Origin of the sequence: Marilutibacter aestuarii (genome assembly GCF_006546775.1) — a bacterium.
GTDB lineage: Bacteria > Pseudomonadota > Gammaproteobacteria > Xanthomonadales > Xanthomonadaceae > Marilutibacter > Marilutibacter aestuarii.
In genome coordinates, this window is the sequence record NZ_VICE01000071.1 from 1 (window position 1) to 13,649 (window position 13,649).

15 protein-coding genes are annotated in these 13,649 nt (G+C 70.8%); 6 read left to right on the plus strand and 9 right to left on the minus strand.

Annotated features, from left to right (window positions below; genetic code table 11):
• Together FKV25_RS07515 and FKV25_RS07520 are read left to right on the plus strand one after the other, a co-directional pair.
• Positions 1–752 (plus strand): class I SAM-dependent methyltransferase (locus FKV25_RS07515; protein WP_141518173.1); only part of this gene is annotated, 752 nt, incomplete at its 5' end.
• 98 nt (positions 753–850) lie between these two features.
• Entirely contained in the window at positions 851–1,267 is a 417-nt protein-coding gene (locus tag FKV25_RS07520) for a PPC domain-containing protein (protein ID WP_141518174.1), read from the plus strand.
• A gap of 85 nt (positions 1,268–1,352) precedes the next feature.
• On the opposite strand, the gene FKV25_RS07525 is transcribed toward FKV25_RS07520, so the two are convergent.
• Complete coding sequence (locus FKV25_RS07525) at positions 1,353–1,823, minus strand: PA2169 family four-helix-bundle protein (RefSeq protein WP_141518175.1); 471 nt, start codon at positions 1,821–1,823, stop codon at positions 1,353–1,355.
• A 313-nt stretch (positions 1,824–2,136) separates the two neighbouring features.
• Here FKV25_RS07525 and FKV25_RS07530 point away from each other — a divergent pair, with 313 nt between their 5' ends.
• Both FKV25_RS07530 and FKV25_RS07535 read left to right on the plus strand, forming a co-directional pair.
• Entirely contained in the window at positions 2,137–2,688 is a 552-nt protein-coding gene (locus FKV25_RS07530; protein ID WP_141518176.1) for a pseudouridine synthase, read from the plus strand.
• Between the two features lie 143 nt (positions 2,689–2,831).
• Entirely contained in the window at positions 2,832–3,956 is a 1,125-nt protein-coding gene (locus tag FKV25_RS07535) for a hybrid sensor histidine kinase/response regulator (RefSeq protein WP_141518177.1), read from the plus strand.
• A 39-nt stretch (positions 3,957–3,995) separates the two neighbouring features.
• Here the strand turns inward: FKV25_RS07535 and FKV25_RS07540 are convergent, their stop codons facing one another.
• Positions 3,996–4,406 carry a hypothetical protein gene (locus FKV25_RS07540; RefSeq protein ID WP_141518178.1) on the minus strand — a complete coding sequence of 137 codons (411 nt, stop codon included), beginning with the start codon at positions 4,404–4,406 and terminating at the stop codon, positions 3,996–3,998.
• Between the two features lie 122 nt (positions 4,407–4,528).
• Between FKV25_RS07540 and FKV25_RS07545 the strand changes: the two genes are divergently transcribed.
• Complete coding sequence (locus tag FKV25_RS07545) at positions 4,529–5,206, plus strand: Fe2+-dependent dioxygenase (protein WP_170218579.1); 678 nt, start codon at positions 4,529–4,531, stop codon at positions 5,204–5,206.
• A gap of 24 nt (positions 5,207–5,230) precedes the next feature.
• On the opposite strand, the gene FKV25_RS07550 is transcribed toward FKV25_RS07545, so the two are convergent.
• The 3 genes from FKV25_RS07550 to hrpB form a co-directional block, all read right to left on the minus strand.
• Complete coding sequence (locus FKV25_RS07550; protein ID WP_141518180.1) at positions 5,231–5,785, minus strand: cold shock domain-containing protein; 555 nt, start codon at positions 5,783–5,785, stop codon at positions 5,231–5,233.
• A gap of 102 nt (positions 5,786–5,887) precedes the next feature.
• Entirely contained in the window at positions 5,888–6,898 is a 1,011-nt protein-coding gene (locus tag FKV25_RS07555; RefSeq protein WP_141518181.1) for a sulfotransferase, read from the minus strand.
• 180 nt (positions 6,899–7,078) lie between these two features.
• Complete coding sequence (gene hrpB, locus FKV25_RS07560; RefSeq protein WP_141518182.1) at positions 7,079–9,595, minus strand: ATP-dependent helicase HrpB; 2,517 nt, start codon at positions 9,593–9,595, stop codon at positions 7,079–7,081.
• A 91-nt stretch (positions 9,596–9,686) separates the two neighbouring features.
• Here hrpB and FKV25_RS07565 point away from each other — a divergent pair, with 91 nt between their 5' ends.
• Positions 9,687–10,478 carry a TatD family hydrolase gene (locus tag FKV25_RS07565; protein ID WP_141518183.1) on the plus strand — a complete coding sequence of 264 codons (792 nt, stop codon included), beginning with the start codon at positions 9,687–9,689 and terminating at the stop codon, positions 10,476–10,478.
• A gap of 37 nt (positions 10,479–10,515) precedes the next feature.
• On the opposite strand, the gene FKV25_RS07570 is transcribed toward FKV25_RS07565, so the two are convergent.
• The 4 genes from FKV25_RS07570 to FKV25_RS07580 all read right to left on the minus strand — a co-directional run bounded on the left by FKV25_RS07570 (position 10,516) and on the right by FKV25_RS07580 (position 13,635).
• Positions 10,516–10,845: a hypothetical protein gene (locus tag FKV25_RS07570; protein ID WP_141518184.1), complete on the minus strand. Its 330-nt coding sequence runs from the start codon at positions 10,843–10,845 to the stop codon at positions 10,516–10,518.
• 182 nt (positions 10,846–11,027) lie between these two features.
• Positions 11,028–12,026, minus strand: a complete 999-nt coding sequence (locus FKV25_RS07575; protein ID WP_170218580.1) for an OmpA family protein — start codon at positions 12,024–12,026, stop codon at positions 11,028–11,030.
• Between the two features lie 182 nt (positions 12,027–12,208).
• A complete protein-coding gene (locus FKV25_RS16220) occupies positions 12,209–12,853 on the minus strand; it encodes a hypothetical protein (protein ID WP_170218581.1) in 645 nt (214 codons plus the stop codon).
• Between the two features lie 8 nt (positions 12,854–12,861).
• The gene (locus FKV25_RS07580; RefSeq protein WP_141518186.1) at positions 12,862–13,635 is read right to left on the minus strand and encodes a hypothetical protein; all 774 of its coding nucleotides are present in this window, start codon (positions 13,633–13,635) and stop codon (positions 12,862–12,864) included.
• Positions 13,636–13,649 lie beyond the last annotated feature (14 nt).

Consider the following 13,649-nt stretch of genomic DNA (forward strand, 5'->3'; position numbering starts at 1 on the left):
CACCGGCCGCGCCGGCCGATGCCCTCGCCGCGGCGATCGCCGGCGACTGGCGCGATCCGGCCAACGTCGCCCGCGACACGGCGCGCCACCCGGCCGAAACCCTGGCGTTCTTCGGCATCGAGCCGGACCAGACCGTCGTCGAGATCACCCCGGGCGGCGGCTGGTACACCGAGATCCTGGCGCCCTACCTGCGCGACGGCGGCCAGTACGTCGGCGCCATCTGGGCCGACGGCGTGTCCGAGTACTACGACAAGACCAATGCCAAGCTGCGCGAGAAGGTCGCCGCCACGCCGGCGGCCTACGACCAGGCCGAATGGCGCGCGTTCGACCCGAAGTCGCCGCAGTTCGGTCCCGCCGGCTCCGCCGACGCCGTGCTGACCTTCCGCAACGTCCACAACTGGGTCAACAGCGACGCCGGTGAGGCCTACTTCAAGGCCTTCTTCGACGTGCTCAAGCCCGGCGGCACGCTGGGCGTGGTCGAACACCGGGCCAAGCCGGACACTGACCTGGAAACGATGAAGAAGTCGGGCTACCTGACCGAAGCCCTGGTGATCGAGCTGGCGGAGAAGGCCGGCTTCGAGCTGGTCGAGAAGAGCGAGGCCAACGCCAACCCCGACGACACCGCCGACCATCCCAACGGCGTATGGACCCTGCCGCCGGGCAATCGCCACGACGAGGCCGACGCGGCCAAGTACCAGGCCATCGGCGAGAGCGACCGCATGACCCTGCGCTTCCGCAAGCCGGAGGCCTGATCCGGACATCCCCACCTGAACGGGGACCTGCGCATAATGGGGCGCGACCGGCTTGCCGATCGCGCCCTTTCTTCATCCACGTCCACCAAGGAGTCCGCGTGCGCGCAGCCCTCGTTCCCACCAGCCTGATCCTTTCCGTCCTCGCCTTCGGTAGCGCCCACGCCGCCGATCCCGAGCTGGCCATGGGCCGCTCGGTCGAAGGCCGCTTCGACCGCAGCGCGCGCCCCAGCGACGGCGGCGGCCGCAGCCAGGACTACCGCCTGGCCCTGAAGGCTGACCAGCTGGTCGCCATCAGCGCCAAGTCGGACGATGTCGACCCGGTCCTGATCCTGTTCGGCCCCGACGGCGACGTGGTCTCGCAGAACGACGACCGCGGCGACGATGACACCAATGCGCTCATCGTCACCAGCGTGGGCGCGAGCGGCACCTATACGGTGCGCGTGAATTCGCTGGGCAGCGGCGAGGACGCCCTGGGCGCGTTCACCCTGAAGGCGATGCCGATCAGCGACGACTGACCCGGCTCCACGCGCAGGAACGCCGACCTTCTCGGGTCGGCGTCCTGGTTTCCCGTGTCCTGCGGGCGCGGCGCGCGCCCCGGCGTCAGTGGGCCGACTTCATGGCCCACTTGCGGTCACGCATGAGGTCATGCTGCGCCTTCACCTTGGGCAGGTAGCCCGATACCGCGGTCTTGACCTGCGCGGGCGTGCCGTTGTCCTCGATGACGTCGCGCATGGCATCGAGCATGCGGTCCTCGGACTCCTCCAGCTCGCTCACGTAGGCATAGTCCTTGTCGCCGAGCTTGGCGCGGATGTCGCCATAGAACTCATGCAGGCTGCCGCGGAAGGTGCCGCTCTTGGCCGGCGAAGCGCCCTCGGCGCGGACGTCGCGGGCCAGGGCCCCGACCAGGCCGTTCTTGGACTCGGCCATGCCGGTGAACAACTGCTTGAGCTGCGGGTTGTCGACCTTGCTGGCGGCATCGGCGTAGAACTGCGCGCTGTCGCGGCTGACCTCGATCAGCTCGTTGAGGGTCTCGATCTTTTCGTTGCGGATGTGCTGGCTCGTGGTATTCATGGAACTCCCTGTCTCTGTTGGTATGGATGGAGCGGCGCCGATGCCGGGCATCGGCGGCAAGACCGGTTCGAGCGACCCGGCACGTCGCCGGGGGCATGTCCGCGAACGGGCGGAGCGTGCCGGTGAACCGGAACCGCGGCCTTTTCGGCCACGGCTGCCACTGTCCCACAAGCAGCATGATGGCAGCGTGTAAATTGTTGATTTTTATATAAATTCAAGATAAACGCCGGCGAATGGCCGCAACCCCGTCGGGCCCGAGCGCCCCCTGCCACCGCATGTTCCACGCCTTTTTCCCCCGTTCCACGGTCCCGCCTTGCTGATCGCCTTCAACAAGCCCTTCCAGGTCCTGTGCCAGTTCACCGACCGCAGCCAGCCCCCGCGGGCGACGCTGGCGGGCTTCGGCCTGCCGGCCGGCGTGTACCCGGCCGGGCGCCTGGACCATGACAGCGAAGGCCTGCTGTTGCTGACCGACGACGGCGCGCTCGCCCACCGCCTCACCGACCCGCGCCACAAGCGCCCCAAGACCTATCTGGTCCAGGTCGAGGGGGAGGCCGGCGAGGACCGGCTCCAGGCGCTGCGCCGCGGCGTGGCGCTGAAGGACGGTCCCACCCGGCCGGCCGGTGTGCGCGCACTGCCATCGCCCCCGGCGCTGTGGCCGCGCGACCCGCCGGTGCGCCATCGCAAGACGGTCCCGGACTGCTGGCTGGAGATCACGCTGACCGAGGGCCGCAACCGCCAGGTCCGGCGCATGACGGCGGCTGTCGGGCTGCCCACGCTGCGCCTGGTCAGGATCGCCGTCGGCGGCGTCGGGCTGGACGGGCTGGCGCCGGGACAGTGGCGGACCGTGACGGTCCCGCCGGGCTGAACGGCCAGACGGGCGATACCACGCCCCCGTCGGGTCTTGCGGGCATCGCTTTCGCGGTGCGATCTGCTAACGTGGTGTTCCATATTCCGGATGAGCCGGCGCCGCGCCAAGGGGGCGGAAGGCAGCGGCTCGTGGGGCTCGGCATGATCAATCCCGCGAACAACCAAGGCCGCATCCTGGTGGTCGACGACCAGGCCGCGAACCTGCGCGTCGTCAGCGCCCTGCTCAACCGCCAGGGTTACTCAGTGACCACCTCCTCGACCGGCGACGAGGCCCTGTCCCTGTACGAGGAAGTGCAGCCGGACCTGATCCTGCTCGACGTGATGATGCCGAGCATGGACGGCTTCGAAGTGCTGGCCGCGCTGCGGGCGCGTGCCCCGGATGCGCGCGTCCCGGTGATCTTCGTGACCGCCGCGCACGATCGCGACCTGTTGCTGCGCGCCTTCGACGCCGGCGTGGTCGATTACGTCACCAAGCCCTTCCTGCCCGAAGAGCTGATCGCCCGGGTCAACGCCCACATCGGCCTGAAGCTCACCGCCGATCGCCTGGAGCGCGTCGCCCGTGAGCGCGAGGAACTGGTCAACCTGGTCGCCCACGACCTGAAGAACCCGCTCACCAGCGTCATGTTCGCCAGCGAACTGATGCAGGAGGAGCATTGCAAGCCCGAGCGGGTGCCGCGTTACCTGCAGATCATCCACGAAAGCGCCGCCGACGCGCTGGGCTACATCCACCATTACCTGGAAAGCCGGAACCAGACCAACAAGCGCGACGTCGATGCCCGCGCCGGCCTGGCCGACACCCTGCGCTGGCTGCACCAGCGCTACGAAGTGCAGCTCGAGGCAACCGGCATCCAGGCCGAGCTGGTGCTGCCGGCCGAGGACGCGGCGGTGGCGATCGACGAACGCGTGCTCCGGCAGGTCGCCGAGAACCTGGTCACCAACGCGATCAAGTACGCACCCAACGCGCCGCTGACCATGAGCGGACACGCCGCGGCGCCGGGCTATTGGCAGCTGGTGGTGGCCGACCGCGGCCCGGGCATCTCGCCATCGAGGCAGCGGGACCTGTTCAAGCCCTTCACCCGCCTCACCGACGAGGACGACGGCCTCTCGAGCGGCCTGGGCCTGTCGCTCGCACGGCAGATCGTTTCCCAGGCCGGCGGGCAGCTGTGGTACGAACCCCGCCGTGACGGCGGCTCGGTGTTCATCATCGAACTGCCGGCCGCCAATCGCAGCCAGGACGCCCTGGCCGAGGACAGCAACGCCGCCTGAGCGGCGCCAGGCGGGAGACCCACGAGCCCGCGCCGGGGCTTACTCCGAGGACGGCGTGACCGAGGCGCTGCGACCGCGGGTGCTTCCGCGTCCCGACTTCGCCTTGGCCTTGCGCGCTTCCACGCGGCGGGCCTGGCCCTCGATGGCCTCGCCGTCGCCGTGCGCCAGCGCCTGGCGTTCGCGCATCTTGCGGCGGGCCGCATACCAGAGCAGGCCAGCGCCGGCGACCGTCGCCACCGCGACCACCGGGTTGCGACGGGCGAAACCGCCAACGACGCGGGCACCGGTCCGCAGGGCGCCGATCTTCAGTCCGGCTTCGAGCCACTTCGCGGCGTCGGTGCGCTGGAGGCTCTTGCCCACCGACCCCGCCCACGCCTGGGCGCTGTCGGCGGCGCGTCCTGCCGCGTGGCGGGCGTGTTCGACGGCATCGCTGATCGGGGGCGTCTTCATTGTGCGTTCCTGCAGGGGAGAGAGGCGACAGTCTGCCCGCCATGCCGTGCAATGCCCGTGAGCGGTTGCCCACCCGCGGCTGAATGCCGATCATGGGCCCGCCCCTCCCGCCGAGCCCGTCCATGATCCGAGTGCTGTCCAACGTCCTCAACGCCGCCGAGTTGCAGGCCGTGCGGGAGCTGTTGCCGCAGGTGGGCTTCAACGACGGTCGCGTCACCAACCCGGGCTCGGAGGTCAAGCACAACCTGCAGGCGCCGCAGGAAGACCCCGCCAACGCCCGGATCGCCCAGCTCGTCCGCGATGCCCTCTTCCGCAACCCGGACCTGCGCAGTTACGCCCAGCCGCGGACGATGGCGCGTACCACGGTGGTCCGTTACGAGCCCGGCATGGACTATGGCTGGCACGTGGACGAGGCGCTGTTCCCGTCGCAGCCGCCGATCCGCAGCGACCTGTCGTGCACGATCTTCCTCAACGAACCGGCCGACTACGAGGGCGGGGCGCTGACGATGCAGCTTGGCGCCCAGGAGCTGGCCTACAAGCTCGATCCCGGCTGCGCCATCCTCTATCCCTCCACTACCATCCACCGGGTGACGCCGGTCACCCGCGGCGTGCGCATCGCGGCCATCACCTGGCTGCACAGCTGGATCGCCGATGCCGGCCGCCGCGAGCTCATGATCCAGATCGACGAGGCGCGCGCACTGGCGGCACGGGGCGTCGCCAGCGCGGAGCAGAAGCAGCGCCTGCAGGTCCTGCTGGAGTCGCTGCGCAGCAACCTGTTCCGGATGTGGTCGGATACCTGAGTCGCCGCGCGCGCCGGTGCCCGCTCACCGGCACCATTGTTGCTCGCACGGGATCCCGTCGCCGTCGCCGTCCATCCTCACGCCCGGACAGTGGCGCAGGAAATGGCGCGCCTCGGCGCATGAGCGCATCTCTGGACACTCGGTGCGGCCGTCGCAACTGAAACGCGGCGCGACAGGTGCCACCCGGGTCGCCGGCAAGGGCGTCGCCGCGTTCCCGGCCGCCGATCCGGCGCGCGTCGCTTCGCGCAATCCCAATACCGCGACGACCGCCACCGCCGCAAGGACCAGGCCGCCGGTCCAGGGGACTGCCGGCCGGGGCGGCGGCGACGGTCTGGAAAAAGGACGCGCGCCACCCATCGGGGGCTTTGCGCCGCCGGGACGCTGCACCCGCTTCGCCGCCGCCCTGCCGTCGCGGCCCTCCCCGACTTCGAACGAGAGGATCTCGCCGACGCTCGGCGGACCGCCCTGCCTGGGGAAGGCGGACACGTGCACGAACAGCTTGGCGCGCCCACTGGCCGGCGCGATGAAGCCGTAGCCGCGGTCCTCGTTCCATTCGCTCAGGTGGCCATGTTCCCGCATCGGCTGACATCCTCCCTTCGGCGCACGACAAGCGCCACGCCAGTCCCGGGATTCCGTCCCGCCGCGCGGGCCCCGGCAAAGGCCGCACCAAGGCGCGTGGCTTCAATCCAGCGCGACGCCATGGCGGCGGCGCATGCCGTCGAGCCAGCGCTCGCCCTCGGCGATGTCTGCGCCGTGCCGCTGCAGCGCGAGGGCGAGGTCGTGGGCCCGGTCCTCTCGCGTGTAGCCATGGTCCTGCGCCTTGGAATAGCGCCCCCAGTGGCGGGAAGCGAGCGCGGCAGGCAGGCCCTCGGCATCCAGGGCCAGGTGCGCGGCGACTTCGGCGAGCACCTCGCCGGGCCGCGCCAGAAGCGCTTCGAAATCGACGCGGAGCGCACGCGTGGGGTGCGACTCGGCGAGCGCCTGGAAACGCAGGCGCTCGGCCAGCCAGCCCATCGCGCACTGCTCGGGCAGCGTCATGGCATGCAAGGCCAGGTCCTCGCCCACCCCCCGGGCCTGCAACAGGCGCAGCCGCTCCGGGGCGGCATGGGCCGCGTCGAGCATCGAGTCGGGCGACTTGGCCAGGGTGGCCAGCCACGGGCGCAGGGGCATGTCGAGCAACACCACGCGCATGCCCGGGAATGCATCCAGCAGCGGTTCGAGGAGCCCGTTGCAACTGCTCGTGAGCTTCACCATGCTCCGCTGCGCCGGCGGCAAGGGGCGCGACCACGCCGCCCAGCTCGCCTGCAGCAGGCGTTCTGCGTCCGCGGCCGAGACGCGGGCGTCGGCCTGGCCGCGGGTGGGCCAGGCATCGGCCAGGCTGCGCAGCGGCAGCGGCTCGCGCAGCGCATGCACGTCCGGCCAGGTGTCCAGGACGCGCGACAGCAGCGTCGAACCGCAATGACCGATGTGCGCGATCGCGTGGGCAGGCCTGGCGGGCATCGTGGGCGCGCCCCGCAACCATGCCGACAGCGGCAACCAGCCCCCTTCGGGTCCCGGCGGCAATGCGCGCTCGTCCAGGAACGCCGCCGCCTCGCGCTGCGCCGCGTCCAGGCGCAGCCACAGCACGCGTTGGCCCACGAGGTCGAGCCTGAAGGGCAGGAAGTCCGGCGCGTCGATCGGTGAGGCGTTCATCCAGGCAGTGTAGGCGAGCGCGACGACCGGCTCACCCGCTTCAGCGCGCCCGGGGCTTGGCGCGGTGGGTGGCCTGTGCGGTCCAGGGGTCGTCGGGCCGCGCCGCCACGCAGCCCTCCCCTCCCGCATGGTCCAAGCCGCCGCCGCGGCCGATGATGCGCGGAGGCTGGCTCACCCGCTTCAACGCGGCCGGGGCTTGGCGCGGTGGGTAGCCTGTGCGGTCCAGGGGTCGTCGGGCCACGGATGCTTCGGATACCGCCCCTTCATTTCCTTCTTGACCTCGGGATACGTGCGGTCCCAGAAGCCGCGCAGGTCGCGGGTGATCTGCAGCGGCTTGCCGCCGGGCGAGAGCAGGTGCAGGGTCAGCGCCACCCGGCCCTCGGCGATGCGCGGGGTGTCGGCAAGGCCGAACAGCTCCTGCAGCTTCACCGCGAGCACGGGTTCGATGGGGGCGTCGATTGCGTCATCCCAACCATAAACGACGGGACGCTCCAGGCCCGAAGGCACCGCGATGCGCGTGGGCGCCAGGGCGTCGATGCGTTGCCGGGCGGGCCAGTCCGCCCGCGCGCGGACGGCGTCTGCGAAGGCCGCCTCGTCGATGGCATCAAGCCGGGCCCGCCCGGCCAGTACCGGGCGCAGCCAATCGTCCAGGGCATCGAGCAGCGCGTCGTCGGACAGGTCGGGCAGACCGTCGGCGAGGTCGGGCAACCAGGCACGCAGGCAGCGCACCCGGTCGCGCCACTGTTGCAGGGGCTCGCGCCATGGCAGCACCGACAGGCCCAGCTGGCGGACCGCGTCGACCAGCGCATCGGCGTATCGGGCGGGGTCGGGGCGCGCCAGCGGCCGGCTGTCGATGACGATGCGATCGAATCGGGTTTCGCGGACCGCGACGATGCCGCGTTTCTCAAGGTCCCAGGCGACGCGGTCGCGGGTAACGAAGCGGTCGGCGAAGTCGCGCCGCAGGCGGGCCTCGTCCAGCGGCGCCGCGCGCAGGATGCGTGCTTCGCGGGGGTCGTCGCGCAACTCGCTGGCGACCAGCCAGGGCTCGCCGTACAGCGCACTGTCGTCGAACAGGCGCGCGCTACGCCCGTTGGCCAGCGCGTAGCGCAGGGGCTCGGTCGGATGCTGTCGCGCGATCCGGTCCGGGAATGCGTGCAGGAGCAGGTCGCCCAATGCGTGCGACGGCACCTGCGCCGGTGGCACGGCGTCGACGCGGATCCGGCGCCGCCACTGCCGCGATGCCTGGTCGATCGCCGCGAGCGCGCCGCGGGAAGCCTCGGCGGGCACACGGCCTTGCCGGAACGCGGCGAGCGCCTGCCAGCGATCGGCGAGGGCATCGCTGGGTGGCGCACCGCGGGCGCCACGCAAGGGATCGCGCGCCTCGACCAGCGCCGCGAGGTCGCAGGCCAGCGCGCGTTCGACGGGATCATCCGGCGCCAGCAGCATGGCCGCCAGGCGCGGATGCGTGCCCAGCTGCAACATGCGCCGTCCCAGCGGCGTGATCGCCTCACCGTCCAACGCGCCCAGCCGTTGCAGCAGTTCGCGTGCCGCCGCCAGTGCGCCCGGCGGTGGCGGATCGACGAAACGCAGGTCGGTCGCGCCCCAGGCCGCCAGTTCGAGCGCCAACCCGGCCAGTTCCACCTGGCCGATCTCGGCACGACGCTGGGCCTCCAGCCGCTGCGACTGCGGCCACAGGCGATAGGCCCAGCCCTCGGCGACGCGGCCCGCGCGGCCGGCGCGCTGGTCGGCCGAGGCCTGGGTGATGGGCACCGAGGCCAGCCGCGCGAAGCCGCTGTTGGGGTCATAACGGGGTTCGCGGGCGAGCCCGCTGTCGATCACCACGCGCACACCGGGCAGGGTCACGCTCGATTCGGCGACGTTGGTCGCCAGGACGACACGTCGGCGTCCGTCTGCGGATGGCTGCAGCACGCGCGCCTGCTGCTCCACCGGCAGGTCGCCATGCAGGGCGAGGACGTCGACGTCGCGCAGCGCGGCGAGCGCCGATTCGGCGCGCGCGATCTCGCGGCGGCCGGGCAGGAACACCAGCACGTCGCCCGGGTGCGTGGCGAGCGCATGTTCGACGGTGCGCCGCACGTGGTGTTCAAGCGCCTCCTCGCGACGCGGCGGCGGATGCTCGATCGCCACCGGATGGGCCCGCCCCTCGCTCGCCAGTCGCGGCGCATCCAGGTGCCGGGCGAGCCGCTCGCCGTCCAGGGTCGCCGACATCACCACGATGCGGAGGTCTTCGCGCAGACCGGCCTGAACGTCCAGCGCGAACGCCAGGCCAAGGTCGGCGGCGAGGTGGCGTTCGTGGAACTCGTCGAACACGAGCGCACCGATGCCGGCGAGCTCGGGGTCATCCTGCAACATCCGCGTCAGGATGCCCTCGGTCACCACCTCGATGCGCGTCGTCGCCGACACCTTGTTCTCGAAGCGGATACGGTAGCCGATCGTCCCGCCCACGGCTTCGCCGCGTTCGGCGGCCATGAACATCGCCGCCGCCCGTGCGGCCACGCGGCGTGGTTCCAGCATCACGATCCGGCGTCCCTGCAGCCACGGCGCATCGAGCAGCGCAGGCGGCACGCGGGTGGTCTTGCCGGCGCCGGGCGGCGCTTCCAGCACCAGGCGCGGGTGGGCGGCAAGGCTCTCGCGGATGCGCGGCAGCAGGGGATCGATCGGAAAGCCGGGGGCACTCATGCCGACATTGTATGAGCAGGGCCTGGCGGGGCCCGCGACCCCGCCGGCCTCGAACTCCTACAATGTCCTGCCCTCTTCCGTCCCCCCGTCCATGCAACTGATCGACATCGGCGCCAACCTGACCCACGACTCCTTCGACCACGATCGCGACGCGGTACTGCAGCGCGGACGCGAGGCCGGCGTCGTGCAGATGGTCGTCACCGGTGCCAGCCGCGCCCATTCGCCGCAGGCGCTGGCGCTGGCGCAGGCCCACCCAGGTGAGCTGTTCGCGACCGCCGGGGTGCATCCGCACCACGCCACCGAGTACACCGCCGAGTGCGACGCCGAGATGCGCGCGCTGCTGGCCCACGACGAGGTCGTCGCGGTCGGCGAATGCGGGCTGGACTATTTCCGCGATTTCTCGCCCCGCCCCGCCCAGCGCCGGGCGTTCGAGATGCAGCTGCAGAGCGCGGTCGACACCGGCAAGCCGCTGTTCCTGCACCAGCGCGACGCGCATGACGACTTCGTCGCGATGATGAAGAACTTCGAGGGCAGGCTCGGGCCCGCCGTCGTCCACTGCTTTACCGGCACTCGGGAAGAGCTGTTCGCCTACCTGGACCGCGACTGGCACATCGGCATCACCGGCTGGCTGTGCGACGAGCGCCGCGGCCAGCACCTGCGCGAACTGGTGAAGTCGATCCCCGCCCATCGCCTGATGGTCGAGACCGACGCGCCCTACCTGCTGCCGCGAACGGTCAGGCCCAGCCCCTCGCACCGCCGCAACGAGCCGATGTACCTGGCGCATATCGTCCAAGAGCTGGCGCGCGATCGCGGCGAGGACGTCGCCGTCACCGCCGCCAACGCGACCGCGACCACGCGTGCGTTCTTCGGACTGCCGGGTTGAACGGGCCGCGACCTGGGCTTGGCCAGGACGGCGCCGACTACATGGTCTCGGGGAACTGGCTCAACTCGCTACAGGCGGCCTGCCGCTCACTGTCGGTGGTCGCTTCGAACTTCGCCCGCGCGGACGCGTAGGCCTGTTCGAAGGCCGCATCGAAGGCCGCTTCCGAACCCCCCTGTCGCACGAACATCTCCTTCTGCTGTCGACGGGCGGCATCAAGCTCTGTCTTGCTGCCCTGGCCGCAGGCTTCGGCCGCCGCTTGCATGGAGCCCCCCAGCTTGGCCATCGCGTCCATGCCGGTAGCGAGGATTTCGACGCCCTGGCCGGCCTCCGGGCCCGGCCCGGCCTGCGCGGCCGTGCCATCGGACACCGCGGCGACCTCCTGCTCTGGCGCGACGGATTCAGCTGCGGGGTCGGGTGATTCGCCGGACTGGCAAGCCGCGACGCCGATCCCGGCAAGCAGGACGGGGAGAACAAGGCGGGGAATTCGATTGGACATTTTCCAGGTACCTTCCAGGAGCAGGGGATGATCGGTGGGTGAATCGGGCCGGTTCAGGGTGAACGGACCAGGATGACTCTGGCGGTTTCCGGGGCAGGTGCGGCGCCCTCCTCCTGCGAGGCCTCCGGCTCGGGCGCGTCGGCTCCACGCAGGCGTTCCCCGGCGATGCCCAGGCTTTCCAACGCGTCGATCACCGCACGCGCCCGGTCCTTCGAAAGTGCATCGGCGGCGGCGTCGCCCATGGCGCCGGCGTATCCAAGGATCTCCAGGCGTAGTGCCGGCCGCGCCTCCAGGGCGCTTGCAAGGGCGGCGACCTGGGACTGGGCGTTGTCCGGCAACGCCGTACTGGCGCTCGGGAACGCAATGGGCAACCGCGCTTCGCCGTCGTCGAGTTGCGCGCCCAGGGTCGCGGCGTCGACCGGCTCCGGCATCGCCACTGACGTTGCGGTTTCCACGATGACCCAGGCAGCGCCAATCCCGCCGTAGGTGCAGGCATGGACCCAAATGTCCTTGTCGGTGCGGTGGACGACGTAGGTACGAACCGGCTCGCTGGGCCAGCACAACCCGTTGCTGAACTCCTGGGTGAAGGCACGGGTCAGTACGTCCTGGGTGTGGGACTTGGGAATGACCATGTTCGAGAGTTCGACGCCACCCGCGCCGGCGATCGCATCGCGAACCTTTTCTTCCACTTCGAGCGTGGAGAAACTCTTGCCGTCGTCCACGCGGATGTTGGCCTGGTGGATGCGACCCTCCACGGCGATGAACATGTCCCCGACCCACATCGGGAACCGCCCGGCCTCGATGGTCGAGGAGAACTGTTCGTTCGTGTAGTAGCCCTCGGGCACGGAAAAGTAGGGGAAATCGCCCAGCGGGGCATCCGAAACCGGGATTTCCGCGATGTCGAAGCTGGGCGGTGCCGCGGCTTCGGGCGCGTCGGGTGCGGGGGCAGCCGCTTCGGCGCGCGACGCCTCGGGCGGGGCAGGGGCGTCGCCACAGGCAGTCATCGCCAGGCAAGCAGCGACGCTGGCGAGGAGAACAGTACGGGAGATCATTGAACCATCCTGGGGGAGGTGGGGTTGGGTGGAGTTCCCCGGCATCCATGGGGGACCGGGGCCAACGGCGGGTTTGGCGCTGGACGAACGCCGCGGATGCGTCGTCGCCAGCAGCGAAGCCAGGCCGGGCAAGGAAACGCCGATATGGAGACATCTTCGCCCATCTGGCACCGACGCGTCATTCAGCGTCCGGTCGCTCCATCCGGTACCGCGACGTCGTCGGGCAGCTTGAACAACGCCTCCGGCTGCGGTCCATAGCGCACGGTCACGGCCTCCATTTCGTAGCGCCGATCCCAGCCGCGCTTCCTGCCGCTGTAGGCCAGGACCACGCCGTGCGCCGGGTCGACCCACAGTTCGCCGGTGCTGGTGCCGGCGGGGCCGCGTCCATCGGCGTCGGCATACCGCCAGCCTTTCGTCGACCTGCCCGCGACATAGCGACTGCCCGCGGGTCGGCAACGAGCGCGCATGTGCAGGCATGGCTGTTGCGGATCGACCACCAGGCCGCCCACGCCGGGCGACTGCAGGGGTACCGCGATACCCTCGCCCAGGCTGATCAGCCAACCCGCGCCCGACGCGGCGTCGTGCAGGAGGAGGCCTTGCTCGCCGGCAGGGCCTTCGAAGTCGAGCCGGGTCGAGGGACCCTGCACGTGGATGGTGACCGGATACGGCCTGGCGTCGTGCCCGCCCCGGTAGGGGCTGTCACCGATCAGGGTGGCCCGCATCATGAAACCGACCGGCGCGGGCTCTTCCGCGGCGACCGGGACGACGAAGGCCATCACGATGAGCAGGACCGCCGCGACTGCCGGGCGCATGCGGGTGGCGGGCATCCACCGGCTCACTGGCGGAAGGCACCCAGGGGCACGTCGGCCGCCGGCACGTCCGGCACCTGCAGGCTGCAGCCGCGGCCCGGGGCGGGGGCCACGCAGTCCAGTGCCTGGGCGTCGACCGGCAGGTCGACCTGCTCGACGAATGCACAGCTCGGCTGTTGCGCCGCGTTGCCGCAGTCGGCATTGAACCCCATCATCGCCGCCTGCATCCAGCGCTTCGCCAGGGGGTAGTGCTCGGCCAGGGCATCGGCGTCTTCGGCGAAGAGCTCGATGGCAGGCTCGCTACCGCGATCCGCGCGCTCGCGCATGTATGCCTCGTATGCCCCCCGGTCGGCGATCGCCCGGCCGGCACGATGGCTGTAGAGGGTGGGCAGGTCGTCGACCGCGCCCAGCAGCTGCAGCTCGCCGTCGGCACCCCGGATCGCAATCGACTTCACGAATGCCTGGCCCTCCTGCCAGCCCCAATAGATCGTCCTGCCGTCCTGGAGCTTGAGTTGCCTGGGCGGATCCTGCTCGAATCCCGCGACGATGCGATCGGCCAGTGCCTGCGGCGCGGCGGCGTCCATGCCCGCGCCCTGCGCCAGCCTCGCCATTCCGGCGAACTCGCGGATCTCGTCGATGAACGCCTTGAAGGCATCGGCGGAGGGTGCCATCGCACGGGGCGGGTCCCGCGCGGGATCGTCGACTCTGGGGGGGGCCTCCGCATCCGCGGGGGCACCGTTGCAGGCCGTCGCCATCAGCAGGCACGCCGAGGCAAGGAGGGTTCCGATCATTCTGTTCATGCCGTTCTCCATTC